The sequence below is a fragment of the Sphingomonas sp. SRS2 genome (assembly GCF_000971055.1).
GTDB lineage: Bacteria > Pseudomonadota > Alphaproteobacteria > Sphingomonadales > Sphingomonadaceae > Rhizorhabdus.
Genome location: NZ_LARW01000095.1, coordinates 1 through 20,355, shown reverse-complemented (window position 1 = coordinate 20,355; position 20,355 = coordinate 1). Strand labels below are relative to the sequence as shown.

21 protein-coding genes, 1 pseudogene and 2 riboswitches are annotated in these 20,355 nt (G+C 65.3%); of the genes and pseudogenes, 10 read left to right on the top strand and 12 right to left on the bottom strand.

Annotated features, from left to right (window positions below):
* The first annotated feature begins 79 nt into the window (after window positions 1-79).
* Complete coding sequence (locus WP12_RS13560; RefSeq protein ID WP_052730382.1) at window positions 80-481, top strand: hypothetical protein; 402 nt, start codon at window positions 80-82, stop codon at window positions 479-481.
* Here WP12_RS13560 and WP12_RS13555 read toward each other — a convergent pair.
* A complete protein-coding gene (locus WP12_RS13555; protein WP_046194248.1) occupies window positions 471-1,238 on the bottom strand; it encodes a methyltransferase domain-containing protein in 768 nt (255 codons plus the stop codon). The genes WP12_RS13560 and WP12_RS13555 overlap by 11 nt on opposite strands.
* A gap of 103 nt (window positions 1,239-1,341) precedes the next feature.
* On the opposite strand from WP12_RS13555, the gene WP12_RS24180 reads away from it, so the two are divergent.
* Together WP12_RS24180 and bfr are read left to right on the top strand one after the other, a co-directional pair.
* Window positions 1,342-1,512 (top strand): (2Fe-2S)-binding protein, encoded by a 171-nt coding sequence (locus tag WP12_RS24180; protein ID WP_084691149.1) that lies wholly within the window; start codon window positions 1,342-1,344, stop codon window positions 1,510-1,512.
* 203 nt (window positions 1,513-1,715) lie between these two features.
* Window positions 1,716-2,198 (top strand): bacterioferritin, encoded by a 483-nt coding sequence (gene bfr, locus WP12_RS13550; RefSeq protein WP_046194211.1) that lies wholly within the window; start codon window positions 1,716-1,718, stop codon window positions 2,196-2,198.
* A gap of 99 nt (window positions 2,199-2,297) precedes the next feature.
* Here the strand turns inward: bfr and WP12_RS13545 are convergent, their stop codons facing one another.
* The 3 genes from WP12_RS13545 to WP12_RS13535 are packed head-to-tail and all read right to left on the bottom strand — an operon-like array spanning window position 2,298 to window position 7,011.
* Entirely contained in the window at window positions 2,298-3,353 is a 1,056-nt protein-coding gene (locus tag WP12_RS13545; RefSeq protein ID WP_046194210.1) for a 2-oxoacid:ferredoxin oxidoreductase subunit beta, read from the bottom strand.
* Window positions 3,350-5,218, bottom strand: coding sequence for a 2-oxoacid:acceptor oxidoreductase subunit alpha (locus WP12_RS13540; protein ID WP_046194209.1), 1,869 nt, complete (start codon window positions 5,216-5,218; stop codon window positions 3,350-3,352). Before WP12_RS13540 ends, WP12_RS13545 begins: the two co-directional genes overlap by 4 nt.
* The gene (locus WP12_RS13535) at window positions 5,215-7,011 is read right to left on the bottom strand and encodes an FAD-dependent oxidoreductase (RefSeq protein WP_046194208.1); all 1,797 of its coding nucleotides are present in this window, start codon (window positions 7,009-7,011) and stop codon (window positions 5,215-5,217) included. Before WP12_RS13535 ends, WP12_RS13540 begins: the two co-directional genes overlap by 4 nt.
* 130 nt (window positions 7,012-7,141) lie before the next feature.
* Between WP12_RS13535 and WP12_RS13530 the strand changes: the two genes are divergently transcribed.
* Both WP12_RS13530 and WP12_RS13525 read left to right on the top strand, forming a co-directional pair.
* The gene (locus WP12_RS13530) at window positions 7,142-8,497 is read left to right on the top strand and encodes a DNA adenine methylase (protein WP_235399138.1); all 1,356 of its coding nucleotides are present in this window, start codon (window positions 7,142-7,144) and stop codon (window positions 8,495-8,497) included.
* A 40-nt stretch (window positions 8,498-8,537) separates the two neighbouring features.
* Window positions 8,538-8,744 carry a hypothetical protein gene (locus WP12_RS13525; RefSeq protein ID WP_152663996.1) on the top strand — a complete coding sequence of 69 codons (207 nt, stop codon included), beginning with the start codon at window positions 8,538-8,540 and terminating at the stop codon, window positions 8,742-8,744.
* Here the strand turns inward: WP12_RS13525 and WP12_RS13520 are convergent.
* Window positions 8,741-8,959: a hypothetical protein gene (locus WP12_RS13520; protein WP_046194206.1), complete on the bottom strand. Its 219-nt coding sequence runs from the start codon at window positions 8,957-8,959 to the stop codon at window positions 8,741-8,743. The genes WP12_RS13525 and WP12_RS13520 overlap by 4 nt on opposite strands.
* Window positions 8,960-8,984: 25 nt before the next feature.
* A complete protein-coding gene (locus WP12_RS13515) occupies window positions 8,985-10,244 on the bottom strand; it encodes a flavin monoamine oxidase family protein (protein WP_046194205.1) in 1,260 nt (419 codons plus the stop codon).
* Window positions 10,245-10,354: 110 nt separating this feature from the next.
* Here WP12_RS13515 and WP12_RS13510 point away from each other — a divergent pair, with 110 nt between their 5' ends.
* A complete protein-coding gene (locus tag WP12_RS13510; RefSeq protein ID WP_052730381.1) occupies window positions 10,355-11,251 on the top strand; it encodes a polysaccharide deacetylase family protein in 897 nt (298 codons plus the stop codon).
* Between the two features lie 38 nt (window positions 11,252-11,289).
* On the opposite strand, the gene WP12_RS13505 is transcribed toward WP12_RS13510, so the two are convergent.
* Window positions 11,290-12,696: an L-serine ammonia-lyase gene (locus tag WP12_RS13505; protein WP_046194204.1), complete on the bottom strand. Its 1,407-nt coding sequence runs from the start codon at window positions 12,694-12,696 to the stop codon at window positions 11,290-11,292.
* A gap of 113 nt (window positions 12,697-12,809) precedes the next feature.
* Window positions 12,810-12,896: riboswitch (glycine riboswitch) on the bottom strand.
* 103 nt (window positions 12,897-12,999) lie between these two features.
* On the opposite strand from WP12_RS13505, the gene WP12_RS13500 reads away from it, so the two are divergent.
* A complete protein-coding gene (locus WP12_RS13500; RefSeq protein ID WP_046194203.1) occupies window positions 13,000-13,593 on the top strand; it encodes an anthranilate synthase component II in 594 nt (197 codons plus the stop codon).
* A gap of 1 nt (window position 13,594) precedes the next feature.
* Window positions 13,595-14,581 carry an anthranilate phosphoribosyltransferase gene (gene trpD / locus WP12_RS13495; RefSeq protein ID WP_046194202.1) on the top strand — a complete coding sequence of 329 codons (987 nt, stop codon included), beginning with the start codon at window positions 13,595-13,597 and terminating at the stop codon, window positions 14,579-14,581.
* Here trpD and WP12_RS13490 read toward each other — a convergent pair.
* The 4 genes from WP12_RS13490 to crtY form a co-directional block, all read right to left on the bottom strand.
* A complete protein-coding gene (locus tag WP12_RS13490) occupies window positions 14,578-14,982 on the bottom strand; it encodes a response regulator (protein WP_052730380.1) in 405 nt (134 codons plus the stop codon). The two genes, trpD and WP12_RS13490, sit on opposite strands and share 4 nt — an antisense overlap.
* A gap of 120 nt (window positions 14,983-15,102) precedes the next feature.
* Window positions 15,103-15,285, bottom strand: a complete 183-nt coding sequence (locus WP12_RS13485; RefSeq protein WP_046194201.1) for a hypothetical protein — start codon at window positions 15,283-15,285, stop codon at window positions 15,103-15,105.
* 181 nt (window positions 15,286-15,466) lie between these two features.
* Window positions 15,467-16,051 (bottom strand): TIGR00730 family Rossman fold protein, encoded by a 585-nt coding sequence (locus WP12_RS13480; RefSeq protein ID WP_046194244.1) that lies wholly within the window; start codon window positions 16,049-16,051, stop codon window positions 15,467-15,469.
* Window positions 16,052-16,194: 143 nt separating this feature from the next.
* Window positions 16,195-17,337: a lycopene beta-cyclase CrtY gene (crtY, locus tag WP12_RS13475; protein WP_046194200.1), complete on the bottom strand. Its 1,143-nt coding sequence runs from the start codon at window positions 17,335-17,337 to the stop codon at window positions 16,195-16,197.
* Window positions 17,338-17,421: 84 nt separating this feature from the next.
* Window positions 17,422-17,527: riboswitch (TPP riboswitch) on the top strand.
* A 96-nt stretch (window positions 17,528-17,623) separates the two neighbouring features.
* Between crtY and thiC the strand changes: the two genes are divergently transcribed.
* Window positions 17,624-19,498, top strand: coding sequence for a phosphomethylpyrimidine synthase ThiC (gene thiC / locus WP12_RS13470; RefSeq protein WP_046194199.1), 1,875 nt, complete (start codon window positions 17,624-17,626; stop codon window positions 19,496-19,498).
* A 107-nt stretch (window positions 19,499-19,605) separates the two neighbouring features.
* Window positions 19,606-19,977, top strand: coding sequence for a hypothetical protein (locus WP12_RS13465; protein ID WP_052730379.1), 372 nt, complete (start codon window positions 19,606-19,608; stop codon window positions 19,975-19,977).
* A gap of 267 nt (window positions 19,978-20,244) precedes the next feature.
* On the opposite strand, the pseudogene WP12_RS25875 reads toward WP12_RS13465, so the two are convergent.
* A pseudogene (locus WP12_RS25875) lies at window positions 20,245-20,355 on the bottom strand (IS5/IS1182 family transposase); the annotation flags it as partial.

Sequence of the window (20,355 nt, the reverse complement as noted above, 5' to 3'; positions counted from 1 at the left end):
TCCCGGCGAAAGCTGGGATCTCCCTTATTTTTGCGCCAATGAAGGTTCCAGCTTTCGCTGGAATGACGGGGATCGGGAAATGCGTCTGACATCATTAGCCGTCGCCGCCGCCCTCCTCCTTGCCACTCCTACCCTCGCCGAAGTCCCGATCGATCCGGGCCAGACGGCGACGATCCGCCTCAGCCCGCAGGGCGAGCTCGCCTACCCAGTGCCGCCCAGGCTGCCGCACGCCCCGGCCAATTTCGGCGCGATCCTGTCGGCCGAGATCGACGAGCCCGGCCTATATCATGTCTCGCTCGGCGCGCCGGGCTGGATCGAGATGATCCGCGACGGCAAGCTGCTCGCCTCGATCGGGCATCGCCATGGCGCGCCGGGCAGCGGCATCGCCAAGATCGTCGATTTCGAACTGACCGCAGGCCACTACACGCTGGCCCTGTCGGGGATGACCGCAGGCGAGGTCGGCGTCTCGGTCAGCCGCTGATCAGGCAGTAGGCAACCCGCCAGGTGACGATGCGGGGCCCCGCATCGAACCGCGCCATCGCCTGGCGCAGCGCGGCGGGCGACAGCGGGCGATAGCCCTCAGCCGGCGTGCCCGCGCCGATCGCCTTGAGCCGGCGCAGGAAGGTCGCCGCATCGGCTTGCTGCTGAGGGATATCGGCGAGTTGGACATCGGCCCGGAACCCCAGCGGCGCGAGCGCGGCCAGCGCGGCACGGTCGGGATAGGCCGGGGTGCCGCCGGACAAGCCTTCCGCCGCCAGCGCCGCCGTCCATTCGGGAAAGCCGTCCGCCGCCATCGTCGAGAAGGCGAGCAGGCCGCCCGTATCGAGCCGCGCGGTCAGCGCCGCCACCGCCCGTGGCAAGTCGGCGAACCATTGGAAGGAAAGGCTCGACGCGATCAGGTCGAATCGCCCGAGCGCCGGATCGACCGCCTCGCCATCGATGACGCGATAATCGGCTTCGATGTCCAGCGCGGCCCGGGCGCGATCGACCATATCGGGGGCGATGTCGCTGACCGTCCAGCGCGCGGGGCCGATCGCGTCGTGCAGCGCGCGGGTCAGGAATCCGGTGCCGCATCCGAGTTCGAGGATGCGCGGCGCGGGCGGCAGCGGGGCCGTCGCGATACGCGCCGCAAGCGCATCCGCGGCGATTCGCTGCGCGCCGGCCGCTTCGTCATAGCGGTCGGCGCGGCCGAAGGCGGCGGCTATCCGGGCCCGGCGATCGGACGGGGTATCGATCATCGCCGCGCCTAGAGCAGTATGACGCATTCCATGCAAGCAACTCGTCGCAATGGTATTGATAGTCAGTCGCAATAGCGCTATCTCATGATTCGAGAGGTGCCGCATGGTTGTCTGTGTCTGCAATGCCATCAGAGAGTCCGATGTCCGGGAGGCGGTGCGCAACGGCGCGAGCTGCCCATTGAGCGCCTATCAGTCGCTCGGCCGGCGTCCCCGCTGCGGACAGTGCATTCCCTATGCCCGATCGATCGTTGAGGAAGAGAGCGTAGCCGCCTGACCGGCCGACCCATCGCCAGCAGCAAGCCGCCTTCGGGCGGCTTTTTTGTTTGTGCGAATGACGATCGACAACTTGCTGCGAATGACTATCGCTCTCAAGTATATATTTTAACTGGATTATTTTGAAACAATAAAACTGCGCGGCCTTTAAATCGATGCATTACTGCTCTAAGCAGACCGCCAGTCTATTGCGGAGAATACATCATGAAGGGCGACCCGAAGGTCATCGAATTCCTCAACGAGGTGCTCAAGAACGAGCTGACCGCGATCAACCAGTATTTCCTGCACTATCGCATGCTCAACCATTGGGGCATCGCGAAGCTGGCCAAGTTCGAATATGGCGAATCGATCGACGAAATGAAGCACGCCGACAAGCTGGCGGAGCGCATCCTGTTCCTCGATGGCCTGCCCAATTTCCAGATGCTCGGCCGCCTGCGCATCGGCGAGACCGTCGAGGAGCTGCTCAAGGCCGATCTCGCGCTCGAAAATGAGGCGCTCCCGGTGCTGCGCGACGGCATCCAATATTGCGAGCAGGTCCGCGATTATGTCACCCGCGATCTTCTCCAGCACATCCTCGATTCCGAGGAAGACCATGTCGACACGCTCGAAACGCAGTTCGAGATGATCGAGCGGATGGGCATTCAGAATTATATCCAGCTGCAGTCGGAGCCAGCGAGCGAAGGCTGATTAATCCTCGCCCCGGCGAAGGCCGGGGCCGCCATGTCATATGCGGCGGCCTGACCGCAAAAGCGTTAGCGGCGGCAGCGGCCTCCGCCGGGGCCGCGCTTATCTCAGCGCCGCGTTGATCTTGTCGAGCGCCGCTGCCGGCGGGCTCAGCTCACGATCGGACAATGCGTTCAACGGCCGCTTCACCGTGCCGAGCGCGTCGTGGAGATCCTCGGCCTCGGGATCGATATAGAGCAGGCCGGTGACGATCTCGCCGGCCGCCTCGCGCTGGTTGAGATAGCTCATCGCCGCGACCCGGTTGGTCGGCTCATAGTCCGCCGCCACCTTGCGCAGCCGCAGCACCGATCCGTCATGCTGCGCCACCTCGATCATCGCGCCGGGCTCATATTGTGCGGTGATCGGCGCGCGATCCTGCATCACGTCGAGGCGATTGACCGCCTCATTATGCTCGCGCACCCAGTCGAAGCTCTTGGTCGAACCCTTATGGTTGTTGAAGGCGATGCACGGGCTGAGCACGTCGATGAACGCCGCGCCCTTGTGCCGCAGCGCCGCCTTGATCAGCGGCACCAGCTGGTCCTTGTCGCCCGAGAAGCTGCGCCCGACGAAGGTCGCACCCAGTTGGAGCGCGAGCGCGACGAGGTCGATCCCGCTGTCGGAATTGACCACGCCCTTCTTCGACTTGCTGCCCTTGTCGGCGGTGGCCGAGAACTGCCCCTTGGTCAGCCCATATACCCCGTTATTCTCGACGATATAGGCCATGTTGACCCCGCGCCGGATCGCATGGGCGAACTGGCCGAGACCGATCGAGGCGCTGTCGCCGTCGCCCGACACGCCCAGATAGATCAGGTCGCGATTGGCGAGGTTGGCGCCGGTGAGCACCGAGGGCATGCGGCCATGGACGGTGTTGAAGCCATGGCTCGCGCCCAGGAAATAATCCGGGGTCTTCGACGAGCAGCCGATTCCAGAGAGCTTCGCCAGCCGGTGCGGCTCCAGGTCGATCTCGAAACAGGCCTGGACGATCGCGGCGCTGATCGAGTCATGGCCGCAGCCTGCGCACAGCGTCGAGACCTTGCCCTCATAGTCGCGCCGGGTGAAGCCGAGCGCGTTGCTGTGCAGCGACGGATGATGAAAGGCCGGCTTGGCTATATAGGTCATCGCACCATCTCCCCGACGCTATCCTTGTCCCCCACGCCCATCCCCTTCGCCAGTTCGGCGAGGATGAAGCGTGCTGTGATCGGCGAGCCGTCATAGTTGAGCACTTTGACGAGACGCGCCGGATCGACCCCGCCCTCGTTGATCAGCAGCGCGCGCAGCTGGGCATCGCGATTCTGTTCGACCACGAAGACCAGATCATGCGCGGCGATGAAATCGAACACCTCGCCCGCGAAGGGGAAGGCGCGTAGCCGCATCGCGTCGACGGCGAGCCCACGCGCCTCCAGCCCCGCCAACGCCTCGTCCATCGCCGGGGAAGTGGATCCATAATAGATCACGCCATAGGTGGTGGGCCTGGCCGCCTTGCGGTGGACAGGCGCGGGGACGATCGACTTGGCGCTGTCGAACTTACGAAGCAGCCGCTCCATATTGTCGACATAGACCGCGCCCTCCTCGCTATAGCGCGCATAGGGATCGCGCGAGGTGCCGCGGGTGAAATAGGCGCCCTTCGACGGATGCGTCGCCGGCAGGGTGCGATAGGGAATGCCGTCGCCATCGACATCCTTGTAGCGGCCGAAGTCCGCCCCGGCCTCGAGCATCTCGGCGGTCATCACCTTGCCATGATCGAGCTTGCGCTCGTCGTCCCATGCGAACGGCTCGGTCAGCCACTCGTTCATGCCCATGTCGAGATCGAGCATGACGAACACCATCGTCTGCAACCGGTCGGCGAGGTCGAAGGCGAGCGCACCGAACTCGAAGCATTCGCCGGGCCCCTCGGGCAGCAGCATGACATGCTTGGTGTCGCCATGGCTGGCATAGGCGGCCGAGAGCAGGTCCGATTGCTGGGTGCGGGTCGGCATGCCGGTCGATGGGCCGCCGCGCTGCACATCGAAGATCACCGCCGGGATCTCGGCGAAATAGCTGAGGCCGATGAACTCCTGCATCAGCGAGATGCCGGGCCCCGAGGTGCAGGTGAAGGCACGCGCGCCGTTCCAGCCAGCGCCCATGACCATGCCGATCGAGGCGATCTCGTCCTCCGCCTGCACGATCGCATAACGCGCCTCGCCGCTGTCCGGATCGTGGCGCAGCTTCTTGCAATAATCGATGAACGCCTCGGCGAGCGACGTCGACGGCGTGATCGGATACCAGGCGCAGACCGTCGCGCCTCCATAGACCGCGCCCAGCCCGGCGGCGGTGTTGCCGTCGACGAAGATGCGGTCGCCGACAGCATCGGCGCGCTGGAGCCGCAGCCCGAGCGGCCTGAGATTCTCGCTGGCATGATCGAAGCCGATCGCCAGCGCCTCGATATTCGCCGGGATCAAGGCGGGCTTCGAGGCATATTCCTGGGTCAGCAGCGTCTCGACCACCTCGCGCTCGATGCCGAGCAGATAGGTGAGCGCGCCGAGATAGATGATGTTCTTCATCACCTTGCGCTTCGATGGCTCGGCATAGGCTTCGTTGCACAAGGCGGTCAGTGGGATGCCGACGATGTTGATGTCGTCGCGAAACCGGTCCGCCGGCATCGGCTTGGTCGAATCGTAGAAGAGGTAGCCGCCCTTCTCGATCGAGGCGATGTCGCCATCCCAGGTCTGCGGGTTCATCGCGACCATCAGGTCGACGCCGCCGCGCCGCCCCATCCACCCTTGGCCGCTGACGCGGATCTCGTACCAGGTCGGCAGGCCCTGGATGTTCGACGGGAAGATGTTGCGCGCCGCGACGGGCACGCCCATTCGCAGGATCGCCTTGACGAACAGGCCGTTGGCCGATGCCGACCCCGACCCGTTGACGTTGGCGAATTTGACGACGAAATCGTTCACCGCGCTGATCGCCCCCGGGGCGAACGCCCCCGCCGTGCCGGAACGCGTCATTTCGAGCAGCCTCCCGCCAAGGTCCCGCCGGCATGCGCCATCTCGGTCAGGAACTTCTGCATGTCCCACGCCCCGGTCGGGCAGCGTTCGGCGCACAGGCCGCAATGCAGGCAGACATCCTCGTCCTTCACCATCACCCGCCCGGTCGGCAGCGTGCCGGAGACGTAGAGGTCCTGGGTCAGGTTGAGCGCGGGCGCCTTCAGCCGGGGGCGAAGCTCCTCCTCCGCGCCGTTGACGGTGAAGGTGATACAGTCGGTCGGGCAGATATCGACGCAGGCGTCGCATTCGATACATAGCGGCTTCGCAAACACCGTCTGGACGTCGCAATTCAGGCAGCGCTGCGTCTCCGCCCAGGTGCGCGGATCGTCGAAGCCCAGCTCGACCTCGGCCTTCACATCGGCGAGCGCCTCGGCGATCGGAAGCAGCGGCACCTTCTGGCGATCCTCACGCGAGATATCGTTGTCATAGCTCCATTCGTGGATGCCCATCTTCTGCGACGAGACATGGACGCCGGGCGGCGGGCGCAGCCGCAAATTGGTGCCGCGGCAATAATGGTCGATCGAAATCGCCGCGTCATGGCCATGCGCGACCGCCCAGATGATGTTCTTGGGCCCGAAAGCGGCGTCACCACCGAAGAAGACCTGCGGCACAGTCGACTGGAAAGTCGTCTCGTCGACGACGGGCATACCCCACTTATCGAAATCGAGGCCGATATCGCGCTCGATCCAGGGGAAGCTGTTCTCCTGGCCAACCGCGATCAGGACATCGTCGCATTCGAAATGCTGGTCGGGCTCGCCGGTCGGCTGGAGGCTGCGGCGGCCATCGTCGGCGAACAGCGGCGCGACCTTCTCGAAGGTAACGCCGGTCAGCCTGCCGCCCTCATGGGTGAACGCCTTGGGGACAAGGAAATTGTGGATCGGTATGCCCTCATGCTGGGCATCCTCCTTCTCCCAGGGCGAGGCCTTCATCTCATCGAAGCCCGAGCGGACGATGACCTTCACATCCTCGCCGCCCAACCGGCGCGAGGTGCGACAGCAATCCATCGCGGTGTTGCCGCCGCCGAGTACGATCACCCGCTTGCCGATGCTGTCGACATGCTCGAACGACACGCTCGACAGCCAGTCGATCCCGATATGGATATTGGCGGCGGCCTCCTGCCGGCCCGGCAGATCAAGATCGCGGCCGCGCGGCGCGCCGGTGCCGATGAAGACCGCGTCATAATCCTGCGCCAGCAGCTTCGCGAGGCTTTCGACCCGCTCGCCCATCCGCATGTGCAGGCCGAGACCGCTGATGAAGCCCATTTCCTCGTCGATCACGCTTTCGGGCAGGCGGAAGCGCGGGATTTGGCTGCGGATCATTCCGCCCGCCTTCGCGTCGGCGTCATAGACGGTGATGTCATAGCCGAGCGGGGCGAGATCGCGCGCTACCGTCATCGAGGAGGGGCCGGCGCCGATGCAGGCAATTTTCTTGCCGATTTTCTTTTGGGGCGGGACAGGCATCCGTGCCTGGACGTCGCCCTTGTTGTCGGCGGCGACGCGCTTCAGGCGGCAGATCGCGACCGGCTCCTCGTCGACCCGGCCGCGACGGCAGGCGGGCTCGCACGGGCGATCACAGGTCCGCCCCAGGATTCCCGGGAAGACGTTGGATTTCCAGTTGACCATATAGGCGTCGGCATGACGGCCCTGGGCGATCAGGCGGATATATTCCGGGACGGGCGTATGGGCCGGGCAGGCCCATTGGCAATCGACGACCTTATGGAAATATTCCGGCGCCTCGATGTTCGTCGGCTCCAACGCAACAGACTCCTCTCCCGGCATTCGCATCCGAACCGGCCGTGATCCGTATATCCAGATCATCTTGCCGGCGTCGTGCCATGCTCGAACATCCGTTCTTAACCCGCGATGTCCGGCCTATCCAGCCTTGTTGGTATTTTTAGTCCATCCGTCGGCGGCGGCCGCGCCGGGCATCCCCCGGCTCGACATCACCCCGCCCACGCTTTATCGATTGGGGGGAAAGCCGGGGCAGACAGAAGTGCGATACGACCGCCGCAAACACGCCGCCCGCAGCACCGACGATTTCGTCTTCAACCAGCTGATTCCCTATATCGGCAACAAGCGGAAGCTGCTGCCTCTGATCCAGCATGCGGTGGAGGCCAGCGGGATCGCGCCGGGCGCGAGCTTCGTCGATCTCTTCTCGGGCAGCGGCGTGGTCGCGCGCTTCGCCAAGACGCGGGGCTTCCGCACCATCGCCAACGACTGGGAGCCTTATTCGGAGCAGATCAACCGCGCCTATATCGGCTGCAACGCCGCACCGTCCTTCGCCGGGCGCGATTATGCGGGGATGGTCGCCTATCTCAACGCGCTGCCGCCAGTTGCGGGGTGGATCACCGACCATCTCTGCCCCGACGACGACGACGACTATGTCATCGGCCATGACCGTATGTTCTTCATGCGCAAGAATGGCATGCGGATCGACGCGATCCGCCAGGCGCTGGAGACGATGCGCGCGAACGGCGATCTCGATGACGGGCAATTCGCCTGCCTGATCGCCCCGCTGCTCTATCAATGCTGCTACACCAGCAACACATCGGGGGTGTTCAAGGGCTTCCATGCCGGCTGGGGCGGCAGCAACGGCACCGCCCGCTACCGCATTTGCGGCGATCTGCGGCTCGAACCCGCGGCCCTGTTCGACAATGGCCAGGCCAATGAAGTCACCCGCCTCGATGCCCAGCGCTTCGGCCGCGATCATGGCTGCGACTATGACTTCGTCTATGTCGACCCGCCCTATAACCAGCATCCCTATGGCTCAAACTATCATGTTCTCAACAGTGTCGCGCTGTGGGACAAGCCCGCGCTCAGCCTGAAGATCGGCGGCCACGGAGAGAAGTCGGCGATCCGGCTCGATTGGCGGACCGAGCGGCGCAGCCCTTATAACAGCGCGCGGCTCGCCACGCTGGCGCTCGCCGAACTGATCGACGGCATCGCCGCCCGCTGGATCGCGATCAGTTACAGCACCGACGGCAACATTCCACTGCTCGATCTGGCGCGGGCCAGTTGCGCGCGCGGCGCGACGCAGAGCTTCATCCAGCCGTACAAACGCTACCGGGTAAGCTCGCAGCGGTTTTCCGCGAAACCCGTCAACGCCGAATTCGTGCTGCTGATCGACACCGCCCGGCCGGCGACATGCTCGCCGGAGGCAATCTGCGAAGCGATTCTGGAGGAAGAGCGTCGCGCCTTGCACAGCCACCGTGAGACGGGATTGGGCCAGCCGGTTGCTTGAAGCTCTTGCCTTTCAGGCCGAGAAGCGCATTTTCGCGACCATGACACAGCGTCCCACCCGATGGCGTCGGCAACCCCGGACGGCCTCATCGCGCCAGCGGCGGCGTAAGTCGGGCGGCATTCCCGGAGGCCAGCTGATCATGCTGCTCATCGCGCTTGGCGTCATATTGTTCATGGGGCTGGGAGAACCGCTCCAGACGCTCGACCATGTGCTCGCCATGTTCGGTTTTATGGACGAGGCCCCCTAGATCGGCATGCTCAGCTTGATCTTGCGACCACGCAGCTTGAGGCGTGCTCCCTCTTCCTCTTCCGGTAGATCGATCAGCGAGGGCAGCCAGCGGTCCTCGTCAAGCTCCTCGACCGCCATATGCCGCGTGATCGCGGCGTCCACGTCGAAATCGCCGGATGCAGCGATGGGCGGCGCGACGGCAAGGCTTGCGGACATGAGAAGGATGTCGAGCACGTTTAATCCCGCCGTTGCACCACCTCTAAAAGACGCGGGCGGGCAAAGCGTTCCCTGCATCAGGTTTTCCGATAGCGAGCAGGGCGGCGGCCCGGCCGGTGTCGTGCGCGCCATGCGCTGTCGAAAAGTCCTGGAGCGAACAGGCCTCGCCCGCAAAGAAGATGCGATCGTCGACCGGCGCGGCGAGGATCGCGCGCTGCCCGGCCTCGCCCGGGAGAGCGTGGCTGTAGCCGCCCTCGATCCACGCGGCACGGCCCCAGGCTGAACCACCGCATGGCCGCAGCCCGTGGCGAACGCTGTTGCCGAGCAGTCCCGCGAGCTCTTCGATCGCGAACGCCGCCGCGCCCTCAGGGCCGAGCCGTTCGAGTTCGCGCGCCGCCGCGCCGCCGAAGAAGCCCTCCACCACCGGATGCCCCATCGGCTGGAGTTGATAGCTGCCGGTGTGGGCGCTGCGCGGATTGCCGAGGAGATGTGCGTCGCACGGGATATCGCCGGGGTTGGCGACGGCGAGGAATAGTTTGTCGGCAATGCCGAGCGGCAACGCCGCCGCCGCGTCACGCTTCGCGGCCAGCGGCGGATTGAAGGCAAGCCGTCCGGCAGCGAGCACCGGCGTGGGAATGGTGACTATCGCGCGATCCGTCCGGATCGTGCCCGCCACCGTTTCGAGCCTGAGTACCGGCCCGCTATGATCGATCAACGTCACAGCGGTATCGAGCCGCAGCTCGACGCGCCGAGGCAGCGCGCTGGCGATTAGCGCACCATAGCCTTCACGCACCCCCCAGTTCCGCTCGCTCGCGGCGTCGTCATAGGCGAGATAGTCGCGCACCGAGACATCGGCGAGAGCCGCGCCGTTGATATAGGCCGATAACGCCTCGATATAGGCGTTCCACCGGCAATCGGGGTCGAGCGCGTCGGCGGCGCGATCCGATGGCGGGGGATTGTCACGCAGCCTCCCGCTGAAGCGCGCGAACGCTTCACCCGCTTCATGCCGGTCGACCGCTGGAAAGCCCAGATTGCGATATTGGGTGCGCCAGCCCGGATCGGACTGGTCGATGGTAAACCCTAGCCCGGCGCCGATCTCCGCCCAGGCGTTGCGTTCGGCCGAATGCAGATAGCCGCATCCCATGTCGACCGCCGCATCCCCCAGCCGGACGGTTTGCGCCCGGCCGCCGATGCGGTCGCGCGCTTCGACCATCAGCACCGACAGGCCGCGTCCCGCGAGGGTGCGGGCCGCGCCGATCCCCGCCGCGCCCGCGCCAATGACGACGATATCCCAATCGGCCATATCCTCTCCCTGCCGGCGCCAACGAACGCCGCCGCCGCCGGTTCAACCCCTCTGGACAGTAGCTTGTAAATCGGCAAAGTGGATGCGCTTGCATCCACGAGAGGATCGTCATGACCGCGCTGACCCAGACGCCGCGCTACCCCTATTGGCCGATCACGCGCGACCGCCGCTTCGCGCTGCCGGGCGGCGCGCGGGTCGCGCTGCTGATCTATCTCAACATCGAGCATTTCCCGATCGACGTGCCCTTCCCCGCGCACACCATCTATCCGGGTACCCAGCATATGGTGCCCGACATCCTCAACTATGGCTGGCGCGACTATGGCAACCGGGTCGGCATCTGGCGGATGATGGACCTGCTGTCAGGGCTCGGCATCCGCGCGAGCGTCAATCTCCATTCGGATGTGTGCCGCGAATATCCCGAGCTGATCCGCGCAGGCGAGGCGCTGAAATGGGACTGGAACGCGCAGGGGCGCACCTCGGCGGATATCCTCACCAACATGACCGACGATCAGGTCCGCGCGATCGTCGGCGAGACGATCGACACCATTGCCCAGGCGACCGGACGCCGCCCGAAGGGCTGGATGGGATCGCACCTCGCCGAGACGCCCACCACGCCCGACCTGCTCGCCGAGGCGGGGATCGAGTTCATCAGCGACTATGCGTGCGACGACCAGCCTTTCCCGATGCGGGTGGCGTCGGGCGACCTGCTGTCGATGCCCTATGCGCTCGAATGTAACGACGTGCCGGGGGTGCTGGGCAAGGGTCTCACCGCACGCGATTTCGCAGACATGCTGATCGACCAGTTCGACGAGATGTATGAGGAGGGCGCTACCATCCCGCGCGTCATGCCGATCTCGCTCCACCCCTTCATCTCGGGCCACGCCTACCGCATCCGGCATCTCCGCCGCGCCTTCGAACATATCACCGGCCATGACGGGGTGTGGCTGGCGACCTGCGACGAGATCAACGCCCATTTCCGCGCGACGTGCGAGATGACGGTGGATTGATTCCTCCCCCTCCCCGTTCCGGGGAGGAATCTACGCTCTCAACACTCCACCACATTGACGGCAAGGCCGCCGAGGCTGGTCTCCTTGTAGCGACTCTGCATGTCCTCGCCGGTCTGGCGCATCGTCTCGATCACCGCATCGAGGCTGACGACATGGCGGCCGTCGCCCTGAAGCGCGAGATAGGCGGCGTTGATCGCCTTCACCGCGCCCATCGTATTCCGCTCGATGCAGGGGATCTGGACGAGCCCGCCGATCGGATCGCAGGTCAGCCCGAGATTATGCTCCATGCCGATCTCCGCGGCATTTTCGATCTGGGCGTTGGTGCCGCCCAGCACCGCCGCGAGCCCCGCTGCAGCCATCGAGCAGGCGACGCCGACCTCGCCCTGGCAGCCCATTTCGGCCGCCGAGATCGAGGCGCGCTTCTTGTAGAGGAAGCCGATCGCCGATGCGGTGAGCAGGAAGGTCCGCACCCCTTCGGCATCCGCGCCGGGGATGAAGTCGCGATAATAGCGGATGACCGCCGGGATCACCCCCGCCGCGCCATTGGTCGGCGCGGTGACGACGCGGCCGCCCGCCGCATTCTCCTCGTTCACCGCCAGCGCGAACAGACTGACCCATTCGAACACCCGCGCAAATTGTTGCTCGGGCGGCTGGGCGCGCAGCCGGGCGTGGATCGCCTTCGCGCGCCGCCGCACCTTGAGCCCGCCGGGCAGCAACCCCTCCTCGCGCATGCCGCGTTCTATCGACGCATCCATCGCATCGGCGATCCGGTCGAGCAGCGCTTCGGTCTCGGCGCGGGGCCGCCACGCCTCTTCGTTTTTCGCGACGATCGCCGCGATCGACAGGCCGGTTTCCTCGCCCGCCGCGAGCATCTCGGCCCCCGAGGAGAAGGGGTGACGCTGGACGAAATTATGGCCGATCCGCCCCGGCTGCTCGCCGACCGCGACGATCGCGCCGCCGCCGATCGAATGATATTCGCGCGCGAGCACCGTTCCGTCGGCAAGGGTCGCCGCGAAGCGGATCGCGTTCGAATGGCCTTCGAGGAACTCGCCCTTGCGGAAGCGCAGGTCACTCGCCGGATCGAAGTCCACCGGGCCCGCGATCGTCCCGATCCGCTTCGTCGCGGCGATGCCCTCGACCATCCCGACGATCGCAGCCGGATCGACCGTCTCGGGCTTTTCGCCGGCAAGACCGAGCAGGATCGCGCTGTCGGTGGCATGGCCATGTCCGGTCAGCGCGAGCGAGCCGAACAGGTCGGCAGTGATATGGGTGGGGCTTTGGCCAGCCTTCGCCACCACCTCGGTAAAGGCGCGCGCCGCGCGCATCGGCCCCACGGTATGTGAGCTCGACGGCCCGATGCCGATCGTGAACAGGTCGGCGACGCTGATCGCGACGCTGCTGTCGATCCGTGATCGCTCGCGGGGGCGCTGGTCTGTAACGGCCATGGGCATAAGGCACTCCATTCCGGCGACATTGCCGGCTGCGTGCCCCCTCTGTCCTTGGTGCCTGAGATCGCTATCCCGTCGGCGGACGCCACCCGGCGTCTCTTTCCAGAGCTTGGCCCGCGCCGGTCCTGGTGCCTGAGAGTTTCCGGGGCGGTTGCTCCTTCGGCGCCGGCTGTACCGGACTCTCCCTGCGCGGGCGCCCGCCATCGGCGGACGGGCGAAGCATAGCCCCCGCACCCGATAAAGCAACGCCGCAGGACTTCCGGCTTTCGCCGCGATCACGGACCCGCTACAGGCCCGTTCATGATCCTCGTCATCGACAATTATGACAGCTTCACCTGGAACCTAGTCCATTATCTGATGGAGCTGGGGGCCGAGGTAGAGGTCGTGCGTAACGACGCGATCGGCGTCGGCCAGGCAATGTCGAGCGGGGCAGAGGCCTTCCTGATCTCGCCGGGCCCGTGCACCCCCAATGAAGCGGGCATCTCGCTGGAGATGGTCGCCGCCTGCGCCGCGAACGGGCGGCCGCTGCTCGGCGTGTGCCTGGGGCACCAATCGATCGGCCAGCATTTCGGCGGGCAGGTCGTCCGCGCGCCACAGCTGATGCATGGCAAGACCAGCCCGATCCTCCACGACAATACCGGACTTTACGAGGGCCTGCCTTCGCCCTTCACCGCGACCCGCTATCACTCGCTGATCGTGCCGGAGGAGGGGCTTCCCGCCGATCTGCTGATCAATGCACGGACCCCCGATGGCCAGGTCATGGGCGTGCGCCACGCCACGCTGCCGATCCACGGCGTCCAGTTCCATCCCGAAAGCATCGCCACCGAACATGGCCATGCGATGCTCGCCAATTTCATGCGCGCGGCGGGTATGAAGGTGAAGGAGCGCGCCTGACTTGGGCACGCTGCCGGACCCCCTTTTCCCGCTCGACCAGAAGACCGCCTACGAGACATTCTCGGCGATCTTCGACGGCGCGCACGACGAGGACAGCCTCACCACCTTCCTGACCACGATGGCCGAACGCGACGAGACCAGCGCGGAGATCGCGGGCGCGGCTATCGCGATGCGCGAGCGCATGGTGACGATCGCCACCCCGCCCGGCGCGATCGACGTATGCGGCACCGGTGGCGACGGCGCGCACAGCCTGAACGTCTCGACCGCCGTCGCGATCGTCGTCGCGGGCGCGGGTGTGCCGGTCGCCAAACATGGCAATCGCGCGGCATCGTCAAAAGCGGGGGGAGCCGACACGCTGGAGGCGCTGGGCCTCGATCTCGACCGCGCCTCGGACCGCGCCGAAGGCTCGCTCGCCGAAATCGGCCTGTGCTTCCTGTTCGCGCAGAAGCATCATCCCGCGCTCAGGCCGCTCGGCCCGATCCGCAAACGCATCGGCCGGCGGACGATCTTCAATCTGCTCGGGCCTATCTGTAATCCGGCGCGGGTCTCACGCCAGCTCATCGGCGTCGCCCGGCCCGACTTCCTGCCGGCCTACGCGGGCGCGATCGAACGGATCGGCTGCGATGCGGTAATGCTCGTCGCAGGCGACGAACCACTCGACGAGCTGTCGATCGCGGGGCCGAGCAGCATCTTCCGTCTTGGCGGGGCCGGCTTCGGCCCCGAGCGTTTCGAGCCTGCCATGGCGGGCCTGCCGCGCCACCCGCTCGATGCGATACGCGGCGGGGACGCCGGCTATAACGCCGCCGCGCTTACCCGGCTGCTCGATGGCGAGCGCGGCGCCTATCGCGACGCCGTGCTGCTCAATGCCGCCGCCGCACTGATCGTCGCCGGCAAGGCGGCCGTCTGGCATGAGGGAGTCACGGTCGCGGCCGAAGCTATCGACAGCGGCGCGGCGCGCGGCCTGCTGGCGCGCTGGATCACCTATTAAGCGGCCGGGATGGCTTCCGACCCGCCGATTGCCTGCAGCAGCCGCGTCACCACCGCATCGGGGGCCGATGGCTTGCTCATCACCGGGATATCGGGATAGGCCGCCGCCACTTCGGGTGGCAGTGCGGTTCCGGTCTGAACGACGAAGGGCACCGCCCGGCCGAGCAGCGCCAATATCACCGGGGTGATGTCGCGATCGCGCAGATTTACGTCGAGAATGGCGGCGTCGACGCTGGCCTTGTCGAGCAGCGCAAGCGCATCGGCGATCGAATCGAACGGACCGATCACCTCGGCGCCGGCATCCTCAGCTGCGAAGGACAGACCGAGAGCGATCACCGGTTCGTCTTCCACGATCAATATGGATAGCCGCTTCTGCACAAAACCCCCGTCGAGCGGGAGCACATGAGTCTCTCAGCCGCAGGCGCTCATCATGGTCCGACGGTAAATCTATACCGAATTGATCGAGGTTAGTTCCATCTAACAAGCTGAACTAACGAGCTTCCCCGAGGCGAAGGACGCCGTTTACTCGCCCGCGCGGCGGAATGCCGATGGCCCGGCGTCGACGATCTCGCCGTCCAGTCTTTGCTTATACAGCTGGGCGAGCGCACGGTGGACGGCGCTGGCCTCCGGCGTCACCGCCCGCAGCGCCCTCTCGCGCTCCTCGATCAGCCGGTCGTGATAATAACGGCTGTCATGTTCAGTCATGGCGATCTCCTGTCTGGCTCATAAAAAAGCCCCTTTCAGGCCCACGTGCATTTAACAAAGTTAGGAATAGCAAGCCTTGCGCGATCGCGGGCTTATTCGCCGATCGCGGTCTGCTTCCAGCCTCAACCAATAGCCCTGCGGGCGCCGCTTCCGCCCCACCCGCACAAGATGGCGAGTAGGCCTATCGCTGCTCGCGCCCGATCCATTTTTCGACGCTGGGCGGCGCATAGGCCTGCATCCGCGCGACCAGCCGGGCTGGATCATCCTCGACCATCAGCATCGCGCGGTGCGCATCGCGCAGGAAGCCCGCTTCGACGACATCGTCAATGAAGCCGGTCAGCTTGTCGTAGAAGCCCGCGACGTTGAGCAGCGCGACCGGCTTGCGGTGGTCGCCGAGCTGCCCCCAGGTCCAGACCTCGAACAGCTCCTCGAAGGTGCCGATCCCGCCCGACAGCGCGATGAAGCCGTCCGACATATCGGCCATCATCGCCTTGCGCGCATGCATCGAATCGACGAGGTGAAGCTCGGTCAGCCCGCGATGCTCGACCTCCAGCCGCGCCAGCGCGTGCGGGATGACGCCATAGGCCTTCGCCCCCGCCGCCATCGCCGAATCGGCGACGATCCCCATCAGCCCGACCCGCCCGCCGCCATAGACGAGATCGATCCCCGCCGCGCCGAGCGCCCCGCCGAGCGCGCGGGCGGCGTCGGCGTGAACCGGATCATGGCCGGGGCTGGAGCCGCAGAAGACGCAGAGACGTTTGATCATCGAACCCAATCCATTCGCCACACACCTCCGCTCCCATCCGTCATGCCAGCGACGGCTGGCATCTCAGGAGGAGAATGCACGCCCCAGCCTCAAGAGATTCCAGCCTGCGCTGGATTGATGACAGGGGAGGCCGTAACCGCGCCTTACCCCTTCATCGCCGCGCCGAGCGGCATCGGCCCGTCACCCAGGCTGAGCGCCAGCCGGTCGGTGAAGCCCAGCGTCATGCTATGGAAGCGCGCGATCAGGTCGGTGTCCATCGTGTAGAGAGCCTCGAGGAATTTATAGCTGTCCGCGGCCGGGGTATCGCGCAGCATCCGCCGCGCGAAGCGGCGATAATAGTCGCGCTTCGCCCAGGCTTTCGCGGCATGGGCGTGGAGCATCTTGTGCAGCGCCGCGCCCGACCAGTCCTTCGCCTGCGCGATCAACAACGCAGTGCGCGCGGCATCGCCCAGCGAGTTGCCGCTGACCGGGTGGAACAGGCCGGCGCGCAGCCCGACCTTGGCGACCCCGTCGCCCCCCGACCGCCAGTAATTCTCGAAATCGCCGCCGACCGCGACCGGCACGATCCCCGCCTGTCCCCGCGCCGAGCTGCGGATGCGCCAGCCGAAGCGCGCGGCATGATTGACGATGCGGTTGCCGTGATCGGTCATGTCGAGATCGGCATGCGCCTCGTAACGGACATCCTCGATGAACAGCCGGTCGCTGTCGATCGGCAGCATCATCATATATTGGAAGCCCTCGGCCGGATCGGCGGCGGCGTCGATCAGGGTGGCGCGGCGCACGCTGTGCGGCCCGTCGAGGGTCAGCTCATAGCCGACGAACTTGCGGTAATGCAGATCGAGCAGCGACAGATCCGCCGGCCCGCGCGCGTCGACCACGCCATGCGCCGCGATCAGCGTACCGTCTTCCAGCACGAGGCCATCGGGGCTGACCCCGGCGGCGCGGCGGCCGGTCAATATGCTCTCGGCGGGCATCGCCTCGCGCAGCGCCGCATCGAAGCGGTCCGAACGGATCGAGTAGAAAGGCTGCGGCAGCGACCGCTTGTAGCGCGGGAACACCACCGAAAATTCACGCCAGCCATAATTGACCAGCGGCTGGAGCAGCGCCTTTTCCGCCGGGCCGACATCGCTGTCGATGAACGACCAGAGATGGTTGCCGCCCAAGCTCGGCGCCGCCTCGATCAGGATGATTCGCCGCTCGGGCTGCGCACGCCGCGCGGCCATGGCGATGAGCCCGCCGGACAAGCCGCCGCCTATAATCGCGAGATCGCACGCTACGCCGGTCATCAGGCCAGCCTATAGGCGAGCTGTCTCCCCCTGCACAGCCTCGCAGAGAAGGCTTTCGCACAAGGCGGTCTTCCGTTACGATTGTTTCCATCCCCGGGGAGCCGAAGGCTGAGAGGTGGTGCTGAAATGCCCACGACCCGTTGAACCTGATCCGGTTTGCACCGGCGTAGGAAGGGAATCGCCGCATGCGGCCTCTCTTCCCGTCGATGTCGGCCAGATATTCGATTGCCGCGATTTCCGTGCCGGGCAGCGCCTGCGTCGAAATCGCCAGATGGAGTGAGACGACATGGCCGATATTCCCGCGCGTACCGAAATGAAGGTGACGACCGGCCCGATCCGGGGATCGCGCAAGATCCATGTCGAGGGGCCAGCCGATTCTTCCGGCAAGCCCATCCGCGTTGCGATGCGCGAGATCGCGCTGGAGCCGACCGCGAACGAGCCGCCGGTCCGCGTCTACGATTGCTCCGGCCCCTATACCGACGACAATGCCCGCATCGACATCATGGCCGGCCTGCCCGCGCTGCGCCGCGACTGGATCATGGCGCGCGGCGATGTCGAGGAATATGAAGGCCGGGGCGTGAAGCCCGAGGATAACGGCCTCAAGGGCCCCGACCGTTCGGGCGGCGTCACCCCCTTCCCCAATGTCGTTCAGCGTCCGCTGCGCGCCAAGGCCGGCCATAATGTCAGCCAGATGTATTATGCCCGGCGCGGCATCATCACCGCCGAGATGGAATATGTCGCGATCCGCGAGAATATCGGCCGCGCCGCGCTCAAGGAAAAGCTGCTGCGCGACGGCGAGGATTTCGGCGCGGAAATCCCCGACTATGTGACCGCGGAATTCGTGCGCAGCGAAGTCGCGCGCGGCCGCGCGATCATCCCGAACAACATCAATCACCCCGAATCCGAGCCGATGGCGATCGGCCGCAACTTCCTGGTCAAGATCAACGCGAACATCGGCAACAGCGCCGTCGCCTCCGACGTCGCCGCCGAAGTCGACAAGATGGTCTGGTCGATCCGCTGGGGTGCCGACACCGTCATGGACCTGTCGACCGGTCGCAACATCCACGACACCCGCGAATGGATCATGCGCAACTCGCCGGTGCCGATCGGCACCGTGCCGATCTATCAGGCACTGGAGAAGGTCAACGGCGTCGCCGAGGACCTGACCTGGGAAATCTTCCGCGACACGCTGATCGAGCAGGCCGAACAGGGCGTCGACTATTTCACCATCCATGCCGGCGTCCGACTGCCCTTCATCCCGATGACCGCCAAGCGCGTCACCGGCATCGTCAGCCGCGGCGGATCGATCATGGCGAAATGGTGCCTCGCGCATCATAAGGAGAGCTTCCTCTACGAGCGTTTCGAGGAAATCTGCGAGATCATGAAGACCTATGACGTCGCCTTCTCGCTGGGCGATGGCCTGCGCCCCGGATCGATCGCCGATGCCAATGACGAAGCCCAGTTCAGCGAATTGAAGACGCTGGGCGAGCTGACCCAGATCGCCTGGAAGCATGACGTGCAGGTGATGATCGAAGGCCCCGGCCATGTGCCGATGCACAAGATCAAGGCGAACATGGACAAGCAGCTCGAAGCGTGCGGCGAGGCCCCCTTCTACACGCTCGGGCCGCTGACCACCGACATCGCGCCGGGCTACGACCATATCACCAGCGCGATCGGCGCAGCGATGATCGGCTGGTTCGGCACGGCGATGCTCTGCTACGTCACCCCGAAGGAGCATCTCGGCCTGCCCGACCGCGACGACGTGAAGGTCGGCGTCGTCACCTACAAGCTCGCCGCTCACGCCGCCGACCTCGCCAAGGGCCACCCCGCCGCGAAGCTCCGCGACGACGCGCTAAGCCGCGCCCGCTTCGAATTCCGCTGGCGCGACCAGTTCAACCTGTCGCTCGATCCCGACACGGCGGAGCAGTATCACGACCAGACCCTCCCGGCGGAAGGCGCGAAGACCGCGCACTTCTGCTCGATGTGCGGCCCGAAATTCTGCTCGATGAAGATCACGCAAGAGGTGCGCGACTTCGCCGCGACCCAGAACGCCCCGGTCGAAACTTTCATCGCGGCAGGCGATGCCGAACAGGGCATGCGGGCGATGAGCGAGGTCTTCAAGGAGAAGGGTGGAGAGATTTACCTGCCGGCGGCGGAGTGAGGGGCGAACTCAGACAAAGTTCTCTTTTTGTTCTTGACTTGTAGGGACGATTATGTAGTTTGCAAACACATCCCTAAAAGCGCATCATTCCCGTAACGAATCGGGAGATGATCATGGTCGGCTTGGGGTTAGGTTTGGGGTTGGGAATTGGCAGCGGAGCGCGGCCCAATGTTTCCAAGGGACCGATATGCGATGCGATCACGGCCGGGGTGTGCATTTCCGTCGTGGAGAAGAAGCACACGCTGATCATCGCGCCGTATGTCGTGTACACCGGCCATCAGGGAGCGCAGCAGCTTGACGGTGTTGTGGTTGAGCGTGACGGCAAGGCTCCGAACAAACCGAAGATCGACACCTTCACGGTCAACGATCTTTCGGGGGTGAGCGTCCTAACCGACCGCCCCTTTACGCCCATTGCGGGGTTCGATCCCGCTAACCCCGATTATGCGGGCAAGACTGTCTGTATCGTCAATCTCGTCTAACACTCGGCAAATCGATCGCAGGCTACGCTCGGCGTTCCACTGGGCTACATCCGGCGCGAGATGGTCAAAGCCGTTCGCGCCGATCTCGGCGTGCCAGCGGATGCGCGGCAAAGCGTCACGGCTCGTCATGGTATCATAATACCACTCTACGTTTCCGGGTCAAGCTTCTGGCGCGGCGCGGCCACTGCTATTTTGACCTCGGCATCAGCAAGCCGCTTACGAGAACGCTCCAGCGCAAGCTTGCTACGCTCTAGGGGTTGTGGGGATTCATCGCGAGTTGATGACGGCTGCGGCGAGGTAGATCATTGCGGAGAAGCTTAGATCGGTTTTGCAGGCGCGCATGGCGATGCGCTTGAACTCTTTGAGTTTGCAGAAGAA